This window comes from Streptomyces sp. NPDC104761 (genome assembly GCF_055583445.1).
On record NZ_JBVJNZ010000002.1, the window covers coordinates 444,701 to 465,533 of the forward strand.

The 20,833-nt window shown below is 71.7% G+C and carries 18 protein-coding genes; 9 read left to right on the forward strand and 9 right to left on the reverse strand.

What is annotated here, in order from left to right; genetic code table 11:
• Positions 1-39 precede the first annotated feature (39 nt).
• Both purU and ACZ63F_RS08525 read right to left on the reverse strand, forming a co-directional pair.
• Complete coding sequence (gene purU, locus ACZ63F_RS08520; RefSeq protein WP_469709748.1) at positions 40-924, reverse strand: formyltetrahydrofolate deformylase; 885 nt, start codon at positions 922-924, stop codon at positions 40-42.
• Positions 925-987: 63 nt separating this feature from the next.
• Positions 988-1,434 carry an SCO4402 family protein gene (locus ACZ63F_RS08525; RefSeq protein ID WP_352356099.1) on the reverse strand — a complete coding sequence of 149 codons (447 nt, stop codon included), beginning with the start codon at positions 1,432-1,434 and terminating at the stop codon, positions 988-990.
• A gap of 172 nt (positions 1,435-1,606) precedes the next feature.
• Between ACZ63F_RS08525 and ACZ63F_RS08530 the strand changes: the two genes are divergently transcribed.
• Entirely contained in the window at positions 1,607-2,923 is a 1,317-nt protein-coding gene (locus ACZ63F_RS08530) for an ABC transporter substrate-binding protein (RefSeq protein ID WP_469709749.1), read from the forward strand.
• Positions 2,924-2,956: 33 nt separating this feature from the next.
• Here ACZ63F_RS08530 and ACZ63F_RS08535 read toward each other — a convergent pair whose 3' ends face one another.
• Entirely contained in the window at positions 2,957-4,597 is a 1,641-nt protein-coding gene (locus ACZ63F_RS08535) for a hypothetical protein (protein WP_469709750.1), read from the reverse strand.
• Positions 4,598-4,796: 199 nt separating this feature from the next.
• Positions 4,797-6,182 (reverse strand): transcriptional regulator, encoded by a 1,386-nt coding sequence (locus ACZ63F_RS08540; protein WP_469709751.1) that lies wholly within the window; start codon positions 6,180-6,182, stop codon positions 4,797-4,799.
• A gap of 274 nt (positions 6,183-6,456) precedes the next feature.
• Here ACZ63F_RS08540 and ACZ63F_RS08545 point away from each other — a divergent pair, with 274 nt between their 5' ends.
• From ACZ63F_RS08545 to ACZ63F_RS08555, 3 genes are all read left to right on the forward strand, one after another.
• Positions 6,457-7,119, forward strand: a complete 663-nt coding sequence (locus ACZ63F_RS08545; RefSeq protein ID WP_352356091.1) for a bifunctional DNA primase/polymerase — start codon at positions 6,457-6,459, stop codon at positions 7,117-7,119.
• Between the two features lie 331 nt (positions 7,120-7,450).
• A complete protein-coding gene (locus ACZ63F_RS08550) occupies positions 7,451-8,224 on the forward strand; it encodes an ABC transporter ATP-binding protein (protein ID WP_469709752.1) in 774 nt (257 codons plus the stop codon).
• Positions 8,221-9,813 (forward strand): transporter, encoded by a 1,593-nt coding sequence (locus ACZ63F_RS08555; RefSeq protein WP_469709753.1) that lies wholly within the window; start codon positions 8,221-8,223, stop codon positions 9,811-9,813. The genes ACZ63F_RS08550 and ACZ63F_RS08555 overlap by 4 nt, the downstream gene beginning before the upstream one ends.
• 115 nt (positions 9,814-9,928) lie before the next feature.
• Here ACZ63F_RS08555 and ACZ63F_RS08560 read toward each other — a convergent pair whose 3' ends face one another.
• On the reverse strand, positions 9,929-10,801 hold the full coding sequence (locus ACZ63F_RS08560) for an alpha/beta fold hydrolase (protein ID WP_352356085.1): 873 nt from the start codon (positions 10,799-10,801) through the stop codon (positions 9,929-9,931).
• A gap of 490 nt (positions 10,802-11,291) precedes the next feature.
• Positions 11,292-11,984: a metal-dependent transcriptional regulator gene (locus ACZ63F_RS08565; protein WP_093501586.1), complete on the reverse strand. Its 693-nt coding sequence runs from the start codon at positions 11,982-11,984 to the stop codon at positions 11,292-11,294.
• 321 nt (positions 11,985-12,305) lie between these two features.
• On the opposite strand from ACZ63F_RS08565, the gene ACZ63F_RS08570 reads away from it, so the two are divergent.
• Together ACZ63F_RS08570 and ACZ63F_RS08575 are read left to right on the forward strand one after the other, a co-directional pair.
• Positions 12,306-13,061 (forward strand): SIS domain-containing protein, encoded by a 756-nt coding sequence (locus ACZ63F_RS08570; RefSeq protein ID WP_469709754.1) that lies wholly within the window; start codon positions 12,306-12,308, stop codon positions 13,059-13,061.
• Positions 13,062-13,112: 51 nt separating this feature from the next.
• The gene (locus ACZ63F_RS08575; protein WP_469709755.1) at positions 13,113-14,009 is read left to right on the forward strand and encodes an aminoglycoside phosphotransferase family protein; all 897 of its coding nucleotides are present in this window, start codon (positions 13,113-13,115) and stop codon (positions 14,007-14,009) included.
• An 8-nt stretch (positions 14,010-14,017) separates the two neighbouring features.
• Here the strand turns inward: ACZ63F_RS08575 and ACZ63F_RS08580 are convergent, their stop codons facing one another.
• Positions 14,018-15,442 (reverse strand): PAS domain-containing protein, encoded by a 1,425-nt coding sequence (locus tag ACZ63F_RS08580; RefSeq protein WP_352356079.1) that lies wholly within the window; start codon positions 15,440-15,442, stop codon positions 14,018-14,020.
• Positions 15,443-15,556: 114 nt separating this feature from the next.
• Entirely contained in the window at positions 15,557-15,922 is a 366-nt protein-coding gene (locus tag ACZ63F_RS08585; protein WP_469709756.1) for a GNAT family N-acetyltransferase, read from the reverse strand.
• Positions 15,923-16,074: 152 nt separating this feature from the next.
• Here ACZ63F_RS08585 and ACZ63F_RS08590 point away from each other — a divergent pair, with 152 nt between their 5' ends.
• Complete coding sequence (locus tag ACZ63F_RS08590) at positions 16,075-16,722, forward strand: class I SAM-dependent methyltransferase (RefSeq protein ID WP_469709757.1); 648 nt, start codon at positions 16,075-16,077, stop codon at positions 16,720-16,722.
• A 432-nt stretch (positions 16,723-17,154) separates the two neighbouring features.
• The gene (gene iscB, locus ACZ63F_RS08595; protein WP_469709956.1) at positions 17,155-18,597 is read left to right on the forward strand and encodes an RNA-guided endonuclease IscB; all 1,443 of its coding nucleotides are present in this window, start codon (positions 17,155-17,157) and stop codon (positions 18,595-18,597) included.
• 273 nt (positions 18,598-18,870) lie between these two features.
• On the opposite strand, the gene pdxH is transcribed toward iscB, so the two are convergent.
• The gene (gene pdxH / locus ACZ63F_RS08600; protein WP_469709957.1) at positions 18,871-19,587 is read right to left on the reverse strand and encodes a pyridoxamine 5'-phosphate oxidase; all 717 of its coding nucleotides are present in this window, start codon (positions 19,585-19,587) and stop codon (positions 18,871-18,873) included.
• A gap of 121 nt (positions 19,588-19,708) precedes the next feature.
• Here pdxH and ACZ63F_RS08605 point away from each other — a divergent pair, with 121 nt between their 5' ends.
• On the forward strand, positions 19,709-20,809 hold the full coding sequence (locus ACZ63F_RS08605) for a citrate synthase 2 (protein ID WP_469709758.1): 1,101 nt from the start codon (positions 19,709-19,711) through the stop codon (positions 20,807-20,809).
• Positions 20,810-20,833 lie beyond the last annotated feature (24 nt).

Genomic DNA, 20,833 nt, shown 5'->3' on the forward strand with positions numbered 1-20,833 from the left:
CCTTGGGCGCCGCTCGCCCCCCCGCAGGGAAAGGTGCCCTCAGGCGAAGACGACCGTCCGCCGGCCGTTGAGGAGGATGCGGCGCTCCGCGTGCCACTTCACCGCCCGTGCCAGCGCCTGGCACTCCACGTCGCGGCCGATCGCGACCAGTTGGTCGGGGGTGACGTCGTGGCCGACCCGCTCGACCTCCTGCTCGATGATCGGGCCCTCGTCCAGGTCCGCCGTCACGTAGTGCGCCGTCGCACCGATCAGCTTCACGCCCCGCGCGTGCGCCTGGTGGTACGGCTTCGCACCCTTGAAGCTCGGCAGGAACGAGTGGTGGATGTTGATGATCCGGCCGCTCAGCTCCTTGCACAGGTCGTCCGAGAGGACCTGCATGTAGCGGGCCAGCACCACCAGCTCGACGTTCTCCTCGCGGACGAGGGCGAGCAGTTGGGCCTCGGCGTCGGCCTTCGTCTCCTTCGTCACCGGGATGTGGTGGAAGGGGACGTGGTACGACTCCACCAGCTCCGCGAAGTCGGTGTGGTTGGAGACCACGGCCGCGATCTCCACCGGAAGCGCGCCGATGCGGGCGCGGAAGAGCAGGTCGTTCAGGCAGTGGCCGAACTTGCTGACCATGAGGACGATGCGCATCCGCTCGTCGGCCCGGTTGATCTGCCAGTCCATGTGGAACGAGTCGCCGATCGCCGCGAAGCTCGCCCGCAGCTTGTCGACCGTCACCGGCGCGTCGGCCGAGAAGTGCACCCGCATGAAGAACAGGCCCGTGTCGTGGTCCCCGAACTGCTGGCTGTCCTCGATGTTGCAGCCGGTCATGAACAGATAGCTCGACACGGCGTGCACGATGCCCTTTTTGTCCGGACACGAGAGCGTGAGGACGTACTGGTCGGCCGGGGCGGCCTGGACTCGGGTGGACTGATCGGTCATGCCCGACAGAATCTCATGCCCCGCCCGCCCCGGCGGTTCCTGTCCGCGACGCGGACCGGCGGCTCAGGCGGCCCGCGTCATGATCCGCAGCACGTCGAGGCTGCGTGGCGGGACGTCCGGGTCGTCGCCGTCGCTCGCCGCCAGGCGTATGTGCGCGTCCCGGGCGGCCCGGACCGCGTCCGGCCACCCCTGGTGTTCCAGATAGGCGGAGACGGGCGCGTCCGGCCCCACCTGGTGCATGATGCGCAGCACCCGCAGCACGGCGGTGTCGACGAGCGCCGCCTCCTGCGAGTCGCGGAATATCGTCCCGACGTACTTCTCCGCGGACCAGTTGTCCAGCCAGGTGTCCTCGACCAGCCGGTAGACCGCGTCGGTCACGTCCCCGTACCCCTCCTGCCCGGCCAGCCAGACGTTCCGCTGGAAGTCCGGGTCGGAGAGCATGTGCAGCGCGGAGCGCACATTGCTGCGCCAGCGCCACCACGGCATGTCATTGAGTGGCATGCCGCCCATGGTGGAGGAGCGACGGCCGCGACGGGAAGAGTTCTCCGAACCTTGCACGGTCGTCGATCGTACGTTCCTCGTCACACCCCCGTGACATGCCCCCCGCAATTCACCTGCACGTCACTCTTCGTTGACCATGGGTCACTTCCGGGTTAGTGATGTGACGGAATCGTGCGTGTCCATGACCGGCAGGCGCCCCATCCTCAGCACCGCCCCCAGCAGCGTCCTCCCCGCGGCCCGGCGGCGCGTCAGAGCCACCGCTCTGTCCGCCCTGGCCATGACGGCCTGCGCCTCGCTCGCGGCCGGCTGCGGCGTCGTCTCAGGACTGTCCACCTCGACGGACGACTCGATCAAGGTCATGACCTGGGCGCCGCAGGGAACCAGCGCCACCAACAAACCCGGCATGCCCGCCATGGCCGCCGCCTACATCAAGTGGATCAACTCCCAGGGCGGCATCCACGGCCACAGGCTCAAGCTCCTCACCTGCAACGACCACAACACCAGCGTGGGCGCCGCGACCTGCGCCCAGCGCGCGGTCGACGAGAACGTCGCCGCCGTGGTCGGCTCCTACAGCCAGTTCGGCGACTCCTACTTCGCCCCGCTGGAGGGCGCGGCCATCCCCTACATAGGCGGCTACGGGGCGTCGAACGAGGAGTTCACCAGCCCCGTCTCCTACCCGGTCAACGGCGGCTCGCTCACCCTGCTCGCCGGACTCGGGGAGGCGCTGGCCGACTCCTGCGGACCGGTCACCCTGGTCCGCCCGGACAGCATCGCCGGTGACCAGCTGCCCCAGCTGCTCGACTCGGGCCTGCACGCGGGCGGCCACGCCAAGGCGATCGACCAGCTCGCGGCCGAGGACCTCACCGAGTACGACCAGCAGTCGCAGAAGGCCCTGGAGAGCGCCACCTCGGACCCGCAGAAGACGGGCTGCGTGGTGCCCGAGCTCGGCGACCGCACGGCCACCTTCATGGACAACTTCCAGCGGGCCCGCCAGGACTACCCGAAGGTGAAGACGGCCGCCGAGGTCGGCAGCGTCGACCAGACGGTGATCAACTCCACCGGCGGCGCGGCGGGCCCGTACGAGGGCTCGTACATCACCGGCTGGTACCCGGTGGCCTCGGACCGGCGCTGGGACGAGATGAAGAAGGTCATCAGCAAGGAGGCCTTCGGCGACAACCGGATCGACCCGGCCGACGCCGGGGTGCAGACCACCTGGATCGCCTACCAGGTACTCACCGCCGCACTGGAGAAGATCGGCGACGGCGAGGTCAGCTCCGACAGCGTGCGGCATGCCCTCAACGACGGCCTGAAGGTCTCCACCGGCGGCCTCACCCCGTCCCTGTCCTGGCCCTACCAGGGCAAGCTGGCCGCGGCCGGCTTCGCCCGGCTGGCCAACGCCGACGTGAACGTCCAGACCGTCAGGAGCGGCCTGCTGCAGTCGGCGAACAAGCAGGCCCTGGACATGACCCAGATCCTGGAGAACGCCGACCTCAGCTGATCCCCTCCGCCGGCTCCCCCGGCCCGGCCGTCGTCAGAGCTGGGTCGGCTGCCGCTGGGTCAGTCCGTACTTGCTCGCGATCGTGTTCCACAGCGCGGCCGCCTTCACCTTCTGGCTGCTGGCGGTGCCGCTCTCCCGGTTGCCGGCGGCGGTCTGGCCGGTGGTGCGGGCCTGGTCCTTGCGGCAGCCGTGCTTGCCCTTGGCCTGGTCGGCCCAGGCCGCGTAGTGGTTGTCGGCGTTCGCGGAGGCCTGCCAGGCCTGGGTGAGCGAGGCGGTCAGCTCGGCGTTGCCCGGCAGCTTGTCGACGGACAGCTTCGACAGCCGGGTGACCAGGGCGGCACGCTGCTGAGCGGCGTTGCGCAGGTCGGAGGCGGCGCCGTCGAGGTTCTTGCACTGCTTGACCTGGGCGACGGCGTTGATCACCGAGGCCCGGCTGCTGCCGCTGTCGGCGAGCAGCTTGTCCAGGGCGACGGCCTGCGCCTTCGCGGGGTCGGCCGCGTCCGCCGTGGCACCGTCGGAGGCCGGGGCGGACGCGGCCACCGTCTTGCCGGCGTCGTCCGAGCCCCCGCCGCCCCCGCTGAACAGGGCCCCGGCGCCGATGCCGAGCACCGCGATGCCGATCCCGACGGCCGCGATCAGCGGCACCTTCGACCTGCCGCCGCGGCCGCCCCGGCCGTCGGCGCCGCCGTCGTCGTGGTGGTCGTACGACGCCGGGGGCGGGGTGTACGCGGGCGGCTGCTGGTAGCCGCCCTGGGGCTGCTGCTGGAAGCGCGGCAGCTGCGCCGTGGACGCGGCCGGGGGCTCGCCGCCGGGCGCACTGCGGAAGAGGTTGTCGAACTCGGCGGGCGGCTGCCGGTCGCCGCCGTCCTGCGCGCCGGCGGCCGGGTACGGCGCGATGTACTGCGTGGCCTCGGCGTCGGAGTGCGCGGCGGGCGCGGGCCGGCCACCGAGGTAGGCGGTCTGCTCGTGGGACATCTCGGGCGGCAGCGCCCCGGCGCCCACCGGCGGTATGAGCTGGGTGGCCCCCTCGGAGCCCGCGGGCACCGGCGGTATGAACTGTGTGGCGCCCTCGTCCGCCGGCGCGGCGGGCACCGGCGGTATGTACTGGGTCGCGCCCTCGTCGGCGGACGGCAGCGCACCGCCGTAGCCGCCGTGGCCACCCTGCGGCACGGCGGGCGGCAGCGCGGCGCCGGAGGCACCGTAGGGGTCCTGGCCGGCGGCCGGGGGCAGCGGGGCGCCGTACGGCTGCTGGGGCTGGGCGGCGCCGTAGCCGTACGACTGCTCGTAGCCGCCGCCGTACGACGGGGCGGGCGCTCCCTCCGGCGGGAGCGGACCGGCGCCGGGGGCCTGGGCCGGCTGGTCGGTGTGGGCGCGGGGCGCGTGCGACTGGGCGTTCCAGGCGGCCGGGAGCTGCTCCGGCGCGGACCACTCCTGGCCGGCCGCCTGCGGCCAGCCCTGGCCGGGCTGCTGGGGCTGCGGGCTCTGCTGGTGGCTCTGGTGGCCGGGACCCCACGGCTGGCCCCAGGACTGGCCCTCGGACGGCGCGGCGGCCGGGGCGGGCGGCTGCGCGGCGGGGACCGGGGTGCCCGTCATACCCGGCAGCAGCGGCTCGCCACCGTCGGAGGGCAGCACGATGCCTTCGCGCGCGGGCTCGCCCTGTCCACTCTGCGTCACCGGGACTCCTACTAATGGGGGACCTTGTGAATCGGGCTCACGCTACCGGGTCCCCTCAGTCAGGTGCCACGCAGCCAAGGGCGCGATCTTGTTCCCTGCCGCAGCTGTAACGGATCGGCCCCGCGGTGCGCTGTATATGCCGCTTCTTGCGCGGCAACGTGTGGTTTCCCACACGTTCACGCGGCCGCGGGGCAGGAATTCATGCGGCCGCCTGGAGGTCCAGGCGCGCTCCGAACTCCCTGACCACGGGTTCGTCCCGGAACGGCTCCAGCCGCTGCTGGAAGTCCTCCAGGTACTCGGCACCCCGGTTGGAGCGGACCGTCTCCAGCAGCTCGACCGCCTTCGTCCCGGTGGCACAGGCCTGTTCGATCTCGCGCTGCTGCACCTGCGCTGTGGCGAGGAGCACATAGCCGATCGCCCGGCGCCGCGCCCGGGTCTCCGGATGCCCGTCCAGCGACTGCTGCGCGCACCTGGCGGCCGCGTCGGCCTGGCCCAGGTCGCGGTGGCAGTGCGCCAACTCGTCGGCCAGATAGGCCTCGTCGAAGTGCCTGATCCACGCCGGGTCGTCCCCGGACGCCGGGTCGGCCGCCTCCATCGCCGACACCGCCCGCCCGGACGCCAGCTGCGCCGACCGCGCATCGCCCAGCAGGGCGTGGCCGCGGGCCTCGGCCGCGAAGAACATCGCCTCCGCGCGCGGCGTCACGCGACCCCGCGCCCCCTCCTGCGCCGCCCGGGCCAACTGGGCGATCTCGCGCGGGTTTCCGAGCTGCGCGGCGAGGTGGCTCATCGAGGAGGCGAGCACGTAGCCGCCGTAGCCGCGGTCGCCCGCCGCCTGCGCGAGGCGCAGCGACTGGATGTAGTACCGCTGGGCGAGCCCCGGTTGGCCGGTGTCCACGGCCATGTACCCGGCCAGCTCGGTGAGCCGGGCGACCGCCGCGAACAACTCCCGCCCCACGGACTCCCGGTAGGAGCCCGCCAGCAGACCGGAGACGACACTGTTGAGGTAGTGCACGACGACCGGGCGCACATGCCCGCTGCCGAACTGGTGGTCGAGGTCGGTGAGCGCCTGCGTCATCGCCTTCACGGCCGCGACGTCCGACTGCCCGACCCGCGGCCCCGCCTGCCGCGCCACCTGCGCGTCCGGCGCCGAGATCAGCCAGTCCCGGCTGGGCTCCACCAGCGCGGACGCGGCGACCGAGGACCCGGACAGGAAGTCCCGGCGGCCCACGTCGCTGCGCCACAGCTCGCAGACCTGCTCGATGGCCCCCAGCACCGTCGGCGAGAACTGGAGACCGACACCCGAGGCGAGGTTCTTGCCGTTGGCCATCCCGATCTCGTCGATCGTGACCGTACGGCCCAGCTTGCGGCCCAGCGCCTCGGCGATGATCGCGGGCGCCCGGCCCCGCGGCTGCTGGCCGCGCAGCCAGCGCGCCACGGACGTCTTGTCGTACCGCAGGTCGAGACCGTGCTCGGCGCCGCACATGTTGACCCGGCGGGCCAGCCCGGCGTTCGAGCACCCCGCCTCCTGGATGAGCGCCTGCAACCGTTCGTTCGGCTGCCGCGCGACAAGCGGCCTTGCGGCCATGGCGTACCCCCTGCGAACTCCCTGTAGGGAAAAGATCCGGCCTTTGCGATCACTGCCCAGCGGACATACCGAAAATGCGGGACATGCGAGGATTGCCGGGTAAAGGCAGCGGAATCGCGGGCACGGCCGCCGCCAACCCCCCACGTGTGACTACCCGCTCACGCCCCGGTTCCTCCTGCGCGCCCCCACACATGCATCCATGCGCCCCAGTTGCGGAGAGGATGCTCCTCCCCCGCGCGCGTTACGCCCGTAACTCCAGGTGGGTGCGGGAGTTGTGTTGAGCGTGGAAGAGACGATCGCCGGCGCCGAAGCCGCTCAGATTCCGAAGCAGCGCGGGGAATCGCTGCTGGAGACCGCCGTACGCTACGCCGAGGAGCGCCACTGGGACGTCTTTCCCGGCACCTGGCTGGAAGCGGTCGAGGGGGTGCAACGCTGTTCCTGTGGCGAGGTCGCGTGCGGCGCGCCCGGCGCGCACGCGGCGCGCCGGGACTGGGCGACGCAGGCCACCGGTAGTGCGACGGTGGCGCGCCGGATGTGGCAGAAGCAGCCGACGGCGTCGATCCTGCTGCCGACGGGACGTACCTTCGACGCGCTGTCCGTCCCGGAGACGGCGGGGTTTCTCGCGCTGGCGCGCATGGAGCGGATGGAGCTGACGCTGGGGCCGGTGACGCTGACGCCCGACCGCCGGATGCAGTTCTTCGTTCTTCCCGGGGCGGCGGTGAAGGTGCCGGACCTGGTCCGGAAGCTGGGCTGGTCGCCCGCGTCGCTGGATCTCACGGCGCTGGGCGAGGGGGCGTACGTCCCCGCTCCGCCTACCCGGTACGGGTCGCGGGGGGCCGTGCAGTGGGCGTGCCGGCCGACGGCCGCGAACCGGTGGCTGCCGGACGCGGAGGAGTTGATCTCGCCGTTGGCTTATGCGTGCGGGAGGGATCGGTAGCCGCGGCTCCATCTGCCGGGTACCTGTCTCGTCGGCGACTGCGGTTTCGCCGTGGCTGATCGCGCAGTTCCTCCCCCAGCCTTCGGCCGGGGGTACCCCCAGCGCCCCTTACAGGGCGCTGTTGTCACGTCAGCCACACGGCTGCGGGCAGCGTCACAGCTACCCAGCCGCGGGCAGGCGTGCCGCAGGGCGGCACGGGTGGGCGCTGGGGGTCCCCCCGGCCGAAGGCTGGGGGAGGCACCCTGCAAGCGCCGGTAAGCGTCCCCACCCCCACGTCAGCCCCCGCCCACCCGCACCCTCGAAATCGCGCCGCCCCCCTTAGGGTTCACACATGACCGATGCCGTACGCGTTCGTGGGCTCTGGAAACGGTTTGGGCAGCAGGTGGCCGTCGGAGGGATCGACCTGTCGCTGCCCGCGGGGAAGTTCGTCGGGCTGGTCGGACCCAACGGCGCCGGCAAGACCACCACGCTCTCCATGGTGACCGGACTGCTCCGCCCGGATCAGGGCTCCGTCGAGGTCGTCGGCCACGACGTGTGGCGGGACCCGGTGGCCGTGAAGGCCCGCATCGGCGTCCTCCCCGAAGGCCTCCGTCTCTTCGAACGGCTCTCCGGCCGCGAACTGCTCGGCTACTCCGGCCGCCTGCGCGGCCTCCCCGGCGCCGAGGTCGACAAGCGGGCCACCCAGCTCCTCGACGTGCTCGACCTCGCCGGCGCCCAGCACAAACTCGTCGTCGACTACTCGACCGGCATGCGCAAGAAGATCGGACTCGCCGCCGCTCTCCTCCACAACCCCGAGGTCCTCTTCCTGGACGAGCCGTTCGAAGGCGTCGACCCGGTGTCCGCGCAGACCATCCGGGGCGTCCTCGAGCGGTACACCGCCTCCGGCGCGACCGTCGTCTTCTCCTCCCACGTGATGGAGCTCGTCGAGTCGCTGTGCGACTGGGTCGCGGTGCTGGCGGCCGGGCGGATCCGCGCGACCGGCACGCTGGAGGAAGTGCGCGGGGCGCATCCCACCCTCCAGGCCGCGTTCCTCGAACTCGTCGGGGCGAGCGGCCGGGACACGGCCTCCGACCTGGACTGGCTGGGCGGCGGGGCGCCCCGATGACGGACGTGACCGGCACCGTCCTACGGCTGAAGCTGTCGCTGCTGCGCAACGGGCTGCGGCAGTCCGGCGGCCGGCGGGCCGCGTTCGTCGCGTCGGCGGTCGTCGCGCTGCTGTTCGCCGCCCTGCAACTGCTGGGCCTGGTCCTGCTCCGCGGACACGCGCACGCGGACGCGGTGGCCGTCCTGGGGGCCGCCGTACTGGCCCTGGGGTGGGCCTTCATGCCGCTGTTCTTCCCGAGCGGCGACGAGACCCTGGACCCGACCCGGCTGGTGATGCTCCCGCTGCGGCCCCGGCCGCTGGTGCGGGCCCTGCTGGCCGCCTCGCTGGTCGGCATCGGCCCGCTGTTCAGCCTGCTGCTGCTGGTGGGCTGTGCGGTGGCGGTGGCGCACGGTGCGGCCGGCTACGGCGTCGCGGTGGTCGCCGTGGTCCTCGCGCTGCTGGTCTGCGTGGCCCTCGCGCGCACCGTGGCCACCGCGAACGTACGGCTGCTCAGCAGCCGCAAGGGGCGGGACCTGGCCGTCCTGAGCGGCCTGGTCATCGCCGTCGGGGCGCAGCTCGTCAACTTCGGTGCCCAGAGCCTCGGTTCGGCCGGACTCGGGCGGCTCACGCCGGTGGCCGACGTGGTGCGGTGGCTGCCGCCCGCGTCGGCGATCGGCGCGGTGCACTCGGCGAGCGTGGGTTCGTACGGCACGGCGGTCCTCCAGCTCGGCCTGTCGCTGGCCGCGCTGGCGCTGCTCGTCGGCGCCTGGGCGCGGACGCTGACCCGGCTGATGACCTCACCCGACGGTTCCACGCTCCAGGCGCCCGACGCGGCCGGCCGGAGCCGTTCGCCACAGGGCGGCGGTCTGGGGCGGCTGCTGCCCGGTGGGCGTACCGGTACGGTCATGACGCGCAGCCTGCGCTACGTCTGGCGCGACCCCAAGACCAAGGCCGCCTGGGTGACCTCGCTGGCCATCGGCCTGATCGTGCCCGTCTTCAACGCCCTGCAGGGCACCGGGTCGATCTACTTCGCCTGTTTCGCCGCCGGGATGCTCGGCATCCAGATGTACAACCAGTTCGGGCAGGACACCTCCGCCTTCTGGATGGTGGCGACGACCATCTCGTCCCCGCGGGACGCCTACGCGGAACTGCGCGGGCGGGCGCTGGCCCTGCTGGTGATCACCCTGCCGTACGCCACCCTGGTGACCGTCCTGACCACGGCCCTGCTGGGCGACTGGCCCCGGCTGCCCGAGGTGCTCGGCCTCTCCTTCGCCCTGCTCGGCGCGATGCTGGCGACCGGCGCCTGGACCTCCGCCCGCTTCCCGTACTCCATCCCCCAGGAGGGCCACAAGAACGTCGCTCCCGGCCAGGCCGGCCTCGCCTGGATCGCGATCTTCGGCGGCATGGTCTCGGCGGCCCTGCTGTGCTCGCCCGTCATCGCCCTGGCCATCGCGCTGAACGTGAGCGCGGGCGGCGACGAGTGGACCTGGCTGCTGCTGCCGGTGGGGGCCGCGTACGGGGCCGGGGTGACGTGGGCGGGGCTGCGCCTGGCGGCACCGCGCACGGCCGCCTGCCTGCCGGAGATCCTGACGGCCGTCAGCAAGGGCTGACGGCGACGGCCACTGCGCGTCCGCCCGCCGGTTCATCGCCGAGCCGCTCGTCCTGACCGCCCGGACACAGCACGGAGCGGTTCGGAGCGGTTCGGAACGGTTCGGAGCGGACCCGTCAGTCCCCCACTCGGTCAAGGACCCGGTCGAGGAAGGGTTCGACAGCCGCCCGCCAGGCGTCCGGCCGGTCGTACGGCAGCAGGTGCCCCGCATCGGCCACCTCGGCGTACTCCCCCCTCGGCAGCACCCGGACCATCTCCTGCGCCTCGGCCCGCCCCAGCTCCCCGTCCACCCCGCGCACGACCAGCGTGGGGCACGACACCTGGGCCAGCTCCTCCCAGTGCGCGTCGTACACCCAGGTCTCCCGGGACCGCAGCATCCGGTCGGGGTCGAAGACCGGGCGCCAGCCGTCGGCGCACTCGTGCATCACCTCGGCGTAGAACTCGCCGCGCGCGGGGTTCGGCCGCTCCACCCAGGGGTCGTCCTCGCCGAACCACTTGCGTACGTCGGCGAGCGTCGCGAAGGGAACGGGCCAGGAGCTGAACCAGTCGGCCCACTCGCGCTGCGAGGCCGCGCCGAGCGCGGAGGCCCGCATGTCGCAGATGATCAGACCCCGCACCAGTTCGGGGCGCTTCGCGGCGAGCTGCCAGGCGGTCAGCGCGCCCATGGCGTGGCCGATGAGCACGGCCGGGGCGAGATCCAGCTGCTCCACGGCGGCCGCCGCGTCCTCGACGTACGCCTCGCGGGTGTAGGCGGCCTGCGGGGGCTTGTCGCTCTGGCCGTGGCCGCGCTGGTCGAGGGCGACGGCACGGTGCCGGCCGGAGAGCCAGCGGGCGGTGGACGCCCAGTGCGAGGCGCGGCCCATCAGGCCGTGCAGTAACAGCGCGCCGGGAGACGGGTGGTCCGGATCCTCCGTCTTGGGCGGGTCCGCGAACTCCCAGGCGGCGAGGTGTACGCCGCCGGCTCCTGTCACGTCGATGCGCCGTGCCATGGGCCTGGCACCCCCCTAGCTCCGCGTGCCTAGTGTCGCCTCGTATCGCTTCGTGATGCTCCGGTACCTCTGCAGACTATCGAACTCCTATTCGAAAATCGGGTTCCGGCGGGCAACACCCCTCATTCGAGTGACCCCTCGCCAGGCATGATCGGCCGCACCGGGGGGATTTGTTCTGCGGGGGGCGGGCCGCTCGGGGAAAACGGTCCGCGGGGATGACCCTGGGAGCTCGGGGCTCCGGGTCAGCACTGGGGAGGACAGGCCCCGGCACCGAAGGGTGCCGGGGCCAACCCCATGTCTTCGGCACATCCTCCCCGCCCCCCTCAGGTCATATGCCTCTCGCGACAGCCTCGCACGCGAAACGTTCCGGCGCTGCGATTCGGCGCACTGGATCTTGGATTCGACGCGTTCGACGCACCGGCGAGTAACACCGACGGCAGACGCCAACTCCCCCACGAGCAAAGGAAGTTGAACGACGCGCTTCGGGCGCTCAGCGTTTGGCGACGAACACGTGGGAGGCGACGTCCGCCTCCAGCTCGGCCGCCTCGCCGCCGCTGCCCACCAGCACCCCGCCGGCCGCCTCCGTCACGCTCACCACCGAACCGGGCTGCACCCCCGCCCGCCGCAGCGTGTACATCAGCTGCGCGTCGGTCTGGATGGGCTCACCGATCCGGCGTACGACCACCGTCTTGCCGTCCGCGCCCGGGTCCAGGTCGGCCAGCGACACCATGCTCTCGTCCAGGAACGGATCCGCGCCGTCCTTCTCGCCCAGCTCCTCCAGCCCGGGGATCGGGTTGCCGTACGGCGACTCGGTCGGGTGCCGCAGCAGCTCGAGCACCCGCCGCTCCACGGCCTCGCTCATCACGTGCTCCCAGCGGCACGCCTCGGCGTGCACCTGCTCCCACTCCAGACCGATCACGTCGACCAGCAGGCACTCGGCGAGCCGGTGCTTGCGCATCACGCGCGTCGCCAGCCTGCGCCCCTCGTCGGTCAGCTCCAGGTGCCGGTCGGTGGCGACGGACACCAGACCGTCCCGCTCCATCCGCGCCACCGTCTGGCTCACCGTCGGCCCGCTCTGGTCGAGCCGCTCCGCGATGCGGGCGCGCATGGGGACGACGCCTTCCTCTTCGAGCTCGAGGATGGTGCGGAGATACATCTCCGTGGTGTCGATCAGTCCGGACATTCGTGCCCCTCGGTTACCTCTGCCGGAAGCCCCGGCGGCGTGCGCTGGCCCTGCAACCAATTCTGCCGGATCCCACTGACAAGCGGGGGACACCGGACGAACGGGGGGTGCGGAGCCGTCCTGCACCTGCGGGCCTGTGGTGGCGGCTCGCGCAGTTCCCCGCGCCCCGTGCAGGGCGCTGCAGCCGCCGCGGCCGCGTGGCCCGGCACCCGTCGGCACAGGCCGTATTGACACCACCATGGTCCAGACCTGAGGGTGATCCGCGACACAGACGCCGAAACAGACGCTGACACAGACGCTGACGCTGCGAAGGGGCACCGCATGAGCGACGGCACGCCCGCCGACCTGTTCTTCGACGCCGCCATCGGTCTCCTGCAACGGGTCAGGGACGAGGAGGCCGAGAACATCACCGCCGCCGGCACCCTCCTCGCCGACACCGTCGACGCAGGCGGCCGCCTCTTCGCCTTCGGCGCCGGGCACTCCTCCCTCGCCGCCCAGGACGTCGTCTACCGCGCCGGTGGCCTCGCCCTCATGAACCTCCTCGCCGCCCCCGGCCTCGTCGGCGTCGACGTCATGCCCGCCACCCTCGGCTCCCGCCTCGAACGCGTCGACGGACTCGCCACCGCCGTCCTCGACACCTCACCCCTGCGCGCCGGCGACGCCCTAGTGATCATCTCCCTCTCCGGCCGCAACGCCCTGCCCGTCGAGATGGCCATCAGCGCCCGCGACCGCGGCGCCAGGGTCATCGGCGTGACCTCGGTCGCATACGCCACCGAGACCACCTCCCGGCACGCCTCCGGCACCTACCTCAAGGACCACTGCGACGTCGTCCTCGACTCGAAGATCGCCGTCGGCGACGCCGAACTCACCCTCGACACCATCCCGGCACCCTTCGCGCCCGCCTCCACCGTCGTCACCAGCGCCCTGCTCCAGGCGGTCCTGGCCACCACCGCCGCCACCCTCGCCGACCGCGGCACCGAACCCCCGCTGCTGCGCTCCGGCAACGTCGACGGCGGCCACGAGTGGAACGCCCGCGTCTTCGAGCAGTACCACGACCGGATCTTCTACCAGCACTGAAGGCCGGGAACCGCAGCCGCGCCGCCCGGCGCCTCGGTACTGTGGCTTCGCGTGACCGGCACCGAGATCGAGATCAGCGCGGACCTGGTCCGCGACCTCCTGCGGGAACAGCATCCGGACCTTGCTGGGCTCGCCGTCCAGGAGGTGGCGGGCGGCTGGGGCAACCAGATGTGGCGGCTCGGGGACGAGCTGGCCGTACGCATGCAGCGCATGGACCCCACCCCGGAACTCCAGCTCAAGGAGCGGCGGTGGCTGCCCGCGCTGGCCCCACGGCTGCCGCTCCCGGTGCCGACCCCGGTGCGGTTCGGCGCACCGTCCGAGCGCTTCCCCAAGCACTGGACCGTGATGACGTGGGTTCCCGGCGAGCCGCTGGACCACGGCTCGATCAGCCGCGGCACCCACGCCGCCGACACACTGGCGGGATTCCTCCGGGCGCTCCATGTGCCGGCGCCCGCCGAAGCCCCGATCGCCACGGACCGCGGTGGCCAGCCCGGGAACTACTCCGAGGGCTTCGAGAACCTCCTCCGGGCCGTCGCCCCGCCCGAGACCGCCGCCGACGTCCGGGCCGTCTGGGACGACGCCGTCGCGGCCCATGCGTGGGAGGGCCCGCCGGTGTGGGTGCACGGCGACCTCCATCCCGCGAACGTCGTCGTCTCGGACGGAACACTCGCGGGCGTCGTCGACTTCGGTGACATGTTCGCCGGCGATCCCGCGTGGGACCTCGCCGCCGCGTGGGTGCTGCTGCCCGAGGGCACGGCCGCACGGTTCTTCGACACGTACGCGCGTGCGGACGAGGCGGCGATCCGGCGCGCCCGCGGACTGGCCGCGATGAAGAGCCTCTTCCTGATGCTCATGGGCCAGAACGGGGACCGGGGCCTTCCCGGCGGCAAGCCGCACTGGGGGCCGGTGGGCCGGGCAGCCCTCGACCGTGTCCTGCAGGGCGTCTGACGACCGGCTCAGCCCGCGGGACGGTCCTTCGCCAGATGGGCGAGATCCAGCCCGGTGGCGATACGTACGGCCACGTCCTCGGCGTACGTCGCGTCCGCGCGCTCGAAACGGTTGCGGGCCGCCCCGCGCAGGAACGTCACGACACCCAGCGTCCGCCCCCGGCTGCGCAGCACCGCGCACAACGCGTGCACCGCGTCCCCGGGCCACTGCCGGTCCAGCGCCCACGCCCGCGCCCGGTCCAGCGGCACCGAGCCGGCGTCCGCCCGCACGCTCCCCGCCCGCGCCACGCACTGCAACGCCGGATGCCCCTCCTCGTACCGCACCGGCAGCCCCGCCGCACCCGTCAGCATGCTCGGCCCCGGCGCCCCCGACGGCGTGGCCGCGATCCGCACCAGCCGGACCGGCCCCACCTCCCCGTCGGCCCGCGAACCGCCCACCACCCGGTCGATCACCGCATGGTCGGCGAACCCGGCCAGCGCGAAGTCCAGATGGACGGTCGCCGCCTCCGCCGGGTCCTCGCACTCCGCGGCCGCACGGGCCGCACGATGCAGCTGATTGGCCCGGAAGCGCAGCACCGCCGCCTCCTGCTCGGCCTGCTTGGCCTCCGTGACGTCCGTGAACAGCCAGCCCACCCCGAGCGGCACCGGCTCCTCAGCCAGCGGCGACGCCAGCCGCAGGAACCCCGACCGCCAGCAACGCCGCTGCTCGCCCTCCGCCGTCCGCACGCTCACCCACATCTCGGCCGGCGCGGGCGGCGCCCCCTCCGCCAGCACATGCGTCAGCGCACCCTCCAGATCCTCCACACCCAGCGCCAGCAACTCCCCCAGCGGCCGCCCCAGCGCCGACGTACGCCCGATACCGAGCGCCCGCGCGGCATACGCGTTGACGACGGCCGGCCGCAGATCCGCGTCCACGACCACCACACCCCAGGCCGCGTCCTCGAACAGTGCCTCGCTCAGCGCGATCGACCGCTCCAGGTCGATCTGCGTGTGCACCTCGCTGAACGCGCAGTACACCCCCGCGGGCTTCCCGTCCGGCCCCCGCACGGCCGCCGACTGCGTCCGTACGAGCACCCGCCCGCCGTCCTTCGTGAGCAGCGCGAACTCGTGCACCTGACGCCCCGGGGCATGCATCGCGGACAACAGCCGCCCCTCGACCTCGTCCGCGTCCGCCTCGCGCACCGCCCACCCGGCGAAGCCGTGCCGGCCCACCGCCTCGGCCGCCGTCCACCCCAGGATCCGCTCGGCCTCACGGTTCCAGTGAGTGACGAATCCGTCCGCGTCGAAGGCACACAGTGCCGCGTCCATGCCGTCGAGAAGCGCCGCGAGCAGGTCCGACCCACCCGAGTCCTCCGGAACATCCCGCTCCGGCTCCGGCTCGGGCTCGTCGGGCCCCAGCTCGTCCGTGGCCCCACTACGCCGGGAAGCACTCACCTGGACCCCCATCAGGCTCACTCACTGCCCTTCATTCAACTCGAACGTGACGCAGCCCACACTGTGTTCCCGCAAGATTGAAGGAATCGTTGCAACCCGGCGCCCGCCACCGCCTCACAGCACGAGCCGCAGATCCACCCACTCGTCGCTCTCCCCGTCGAGCACGTACCGCTCCACCTCGGCGAACCCGTACCGCGCGGCGAACCGCAACCCGTCCTCGTTCACGCCCAGCACACACGTCTCGACGGCCTCCGCCCCCTGCCCGCGCACGTACGCGAGCACATGCTCGTACAACGCCGCCCCGAACCCCCGCCGCCGGAACTCCGGCATCACCCGCGCGATCACCGTCCCCACCCCACCGACGACAGGCCGCACGGTCGAACACCCCACCAGCACGTCCCCGTCGTACGCGTTCTCCAGCCGATACCCCCGCGCAAGCCGCTCCCGCGCCTCCTCCACCGACATCGCAGCAGGCGGCACGACGAGATTGTGCACGTACCGCCACCCCTCCAGCGCCTCACCGTCCCCATCCACAAGCCCCACCCGAAACCCGCTCACGCCTCACCCTCCGACTCGGAAACCGATCAACCAGCACCGCAGCAAAGCACCACGGAGCCGTACGCTGCACGCGCATGAAGGATCTCGGCAATCAGAGCGCGTACTGGGACGGCGTCGGAGCCACGAAGACGTTCACCCACCCCGTGAACCTCACCTGGCTGACCGGAGTGAACCGGACCGCGCGAATCCTGGACTACGGCTGCGGATACGGACGCGTCACCGCCGAACTGAGCGAACACGGCTTCTCCGACGTGACCGGCGCGGACCCCTCTCCCACACTGATCGCACGCGCCCGCCGACTGAGGCCGGACCTGCGGTTCACGGTCCTCACGTCCCCGCCGGAACTGCCATCCGAGCCCGAGACCTTCGAAGTCGTCCTGCTGTTCGCCGTGCTGACCTGCATCCCGGACGACGACACCCAGCGGGCACTCGTCACCGAGCTGAACCGCCTCCTGACCCCCGGCGGGCTGCTCTACATCAGCGACATGGTCCTGCAGGACGACGAACGAAACCGAAATCGCTACGCCACCCACGCCAACCGGTTCAACACCCCCTACGGGGTGTTCACCACCGACGACGGCGCGGTCTGCCGACACCACGACATCTCCGAGCTGCACACCCTCCTGTCCGACTTCGACCTGGTGGACGAGCGCCCGATCAAGGTCACCACGATGAACGGCCACCAGTCGCAGGCCGTGCAAATACTGGCCCGCAAGAGGTGAGCCTCGGTCGCCTAGCAGGAAAATCACCAGCGCGTTCGGGAAAACGGCGAAATCCGCATAAACGAGCGACTCCGGTTCGATCAAGGCACCAGCTACGGTCCGGATCAGTAGTTTCAAAAGCACTTCGGAAAGGAGGTCACTCGCTCCCCAGCCGCAAGGCCCTCGAGTGACCAGCCCCAGTCATCACGATCGCAGGATCAGGGAGGTGCCCCCCCGATGACTACGTTTCCCGCAGGCGAGCAGACCCACCAGGCTGTGCTTCCTCAGCAGCCTGCTCTGGAATCCGTGAGAGCAGACACCCCAGGGAGCAGGGACGAAACGGCTCACGGACACCCCGCCACCGCGCGGGGCACCGGCAGGGAACATGGGCGAGGGGAGACCGACCGGGCCGGCACCAAGGCCCGTCGGCGACACGCCAAGCGCGCCACCACGGTGGCGCGGGCGGCAGAGAACGGGAGCGGTGACGCTCCCACCCACCCACCGGAATACGCGGGCGCAAGCGGCGACAGCAGGGTCTTCGTCCTCTCCAAGGACGGGCACCCACTCATGCCCTGCCACCCGGCCCGCGCCCGCGAACTCCTCCGGAAAGGACGAGCCGTCGTCGTACGGCAGACACCCTTCGCCATCCGGCTAAGGGACCGCACACTCGCCGAATCGGCCGTCGACGGCTTGCAGCTGCGCGTCGACCCCGGCTCCAAAAACACCGGACTCGCCCTCACCGACGAAAAGAAGGAGACCGGCACGGACGGCCGTCTCGTCACCGTCCGTCGCGGGCTCTTCTCGATGGAACTCCAGCACCGGGGCGACCAGATCCACCGCACCATGGGGCAACGCGCGGGATACCGACATCGACGGCGGTCGGCAAACTGCCGCTACCGAGCACCGCGATCGAACAACCGCGTCGTCGCCCAGGGCTGGCTCCCGCCATCCCTCCACCACCGCGTCGACACCACGTTCTCCCAGGCCAACCGCCTCTGCCGCTACGCACCCATCACCGAGATCCACCTCGAACGCACCGCCTTCGACACCCACTCCATGAGCGCGGGACGCCGCCTCCACGGCGCGGAACACACCCACGGCCCACTCGCCGGAAGCACCACACGCACGTACCTCCACGCCAGGTGGAACAGCGCCTGCGCCTACTGCGACACCACCGGCGTCCCCCTGAACATCGACCACGTACGGCCCCGCAGCCAAGGCGGCTCGAACCGCATCACCAACCTCGTCCTCGCCTGCGTCCCCTGCAACAAGGCCAAGGACAACCGCTCGGTCGAGTCCTTCCTCGCCCACCGCCCCGACCGACTCGCCAAGATCCTTGACCAGCTCAGGGCGCCCCTGCGAGACGCCGCCGCGATGAACTCGACGCAGGCGCGACTCACGGAGGCGTTGGAGACGCTGGGCCGACCCGTACATGCCTGGCCCGGCCACCTCACCATGGCCAACCGCGTGGCGACTGGCCTCGGGAAGACACACACCCTCGACGCACTGTCCGTCGGCCACCTCGACCACGAAGGCGGAGACGCGATCGTACGGTTCCCAGACCAGGTCCTGGTCGCAAAGGCCACCGGACGCGGCTCATACGCACGCACCACACCCGACCGGTACGGATTCCCACGCCTACGGCGCTCCCGTACCAAGCAGCACTTCGGGTACATCACCGGGGACCTCGTCCGTGCCGTCGTCCTCTCAGGCAGGTGGGCCGGCACATGGACCGGGCGGATCTCTGTGCGAGCGATGGGGCAGCACAGCCTCACGACGCCAATCGGCCGTTTCGACGTCCGGCACCGGAATTTGCGACTGTTGCAACGCAGCGACGGTTACGGCTACTCCACCCGGCCGGAGGCAGCCCCGCCAGCATCTCTAAAAATCCCTTGAGCCCTGCCAACCAGCCTCGTAATGTGTGGAGCACCGAGGAGAGGAGGTGGTTCGGAGCATGTATGCACACCGGACGTCGGAGGTGGCTGCGGGCTAGCGCCCGTCACCACACCAGTGCGGTGCCGGACCAGCGTGCGAGCGTTGCACGCAGCCGGCCAATCCAACGCAGTCACCCGACCCGCGAGCTCGCCGGTACGTCCGGCCGGCTTCTCCGCCGTATGGCGGAGGGACCCGAGCTCGCGGGTCGTCTGCGTTTTCGCCCCCCTGTACGGCTCAGGGGCTGAGGCGTTCCACGTGCCAGGTGCCGTCGGGGTCGGCGACGTAGCGGAGGCGGTCGTGGAGGCGGTTCTGGCGGCCCTGCCAGAACTCGACGGTCTGGGGGGCGATGCGGAAGCCGCCCCAGTGCGGGGGGACCGGGACCTGTTCGCCCTCGGGGTAGCGGGCGCTGAGCTCCGCGTAGGCGGCGTCGAGTTCGGCGCGGGAGTAGATGACCGTGGACTGGGTGCTGGCCCAGGCGCCGAGCTGGGAGCCGTGCGGGCGGGTGCGGAAGTAGGCGGCGGTCTCGTCGCGGCCGGTGCGGCGGGCGGTGCCGGTGACGACGACCTGGCGGGCGATGGCGTGCCAGGGGAAGACCAGCGAGACGTACGGGTTCGCGGCGAGGTCCTCGGCCTTGCGGGAGTCGTAGTTGGTGTAGAAGACGAAGCCGCGGGTGTCGTACTGCTTCATCAGGACCGTGCGGGAGCTGGGGCGGCCGTCGGCGTCGGCGGTGGCGACGACCATCGCGTTGGGTTCGTAGATCATGCCGTCGGCGGCGGCCCGGGCGGCCTGTTCGAACCAGCGGGTGAACTGGTCCATGGGGTGGGCGGCCAGGTCGTGTTCTTCGAGTCCCTCGGCCCGGTAGTGCTTGCGCATCGCGGCGGGGTCGAGGATGGGGTCGTCGGAGGCGGCGGCGTCGCGATCGGTCACGCGGTCATCCTGCCGTATGCACATATGGGTCCGGGGCACATGTGACGCATACCCGCTGTGGCACTGAGTGCCGCTGGGGTCCCCAAGTGTGGCACTCGGAGTTATGGTGCAGTTGCCTCCGCCTACACCCATGAGGAGCCGCCCCATGTCCGACTTCGTGCCTGGGCTCGAAGGAGTCGTCGCGTTCGAGACGGAGATCGCCGAACCGGACAAGGAGGGAGGCGCCCTGCGGTACCGGGGCGTCGACATCGAGGATCTGGTCGGGCACGTCTCGTTCGGGAACGTGTGGGGGCTGCTGGTGGACGGGGCCTTCAATCCGGGGCTGCCGCCGGCCGAGCCGTTCCCGATCCCCGTCCATTCGGGTGACATCCGGGTGGACGTGCAGTCGGCGCTCGCGATGCTCGCGCCGGTGTGGGGGCTGAAGCCGCTCCTGGACATCGATGCCGCGCAGGCCCGGGAGGATCTGGCGCGGGCCGCGGTCATGGCCCTGTCGTACGTCGCCCAGTCGGCGCGCGGGCAGGGGCTGGCGATGGTGCCGCAGCGGGAGATCGACAAGGCGCACTCGGTGGTCGAGCGGTTCATGATCCGGTGGCGTGGCGAGCCGGATCCCAAGCATGTGGCGGCCGTCGACGCCTACTGGACCTCGGCCGCCGAGCACGGGATGAACGCGTCCACCTTCACGGCGCGGGTGATCGCCTCGACCGGTGCGGATGTGGCCGCGGCGCTGTCGGGTGCGGTGGGGGCGATGTCGGGGCCGTTGCACGGGGGTGCGCCGTCGCGGGTGCTCGGGATGATCGAGGAGATCGAGCGGACCGGGGACGCGGTGGGGTACGTCAAGCGGGCGCTGGACCGGGGTGAGCGGCTGATGGGGTTCGGGCACCGGGTGTACCGGGCGGAGGATCCGCGGGCGCGGGTGCTGCGGCGGACGGCGCGGGAGCTGGGGGCGCCGCGGTTCGAGATCGCGGAGGCGTTGGAGAAGGCGGCGCTGGAGGAGCTCCACAATCGGCGGCCCGATCGTGTGCTCGCCACCAATGTGGAGTTCTGGGCGGCGATCATGCTGGACTTCGCGGAGGTGCCGGCGCACATGTTCACGTCGATGTTCACGTGTGCGCGGACCGCCGGGTGGTCGGCGCACATTCTTGAGCAGAAGCGGACGGGGCGGTTGGTGCGGCCGTCGGCGGAGTATGTGGGGCCGGGGGTGCGGAGGCCTCAGGACATCGAGGGGTACGGGGACATCGCCCACTGAGTTGCCTCTTGGGGTGCGTGGGCG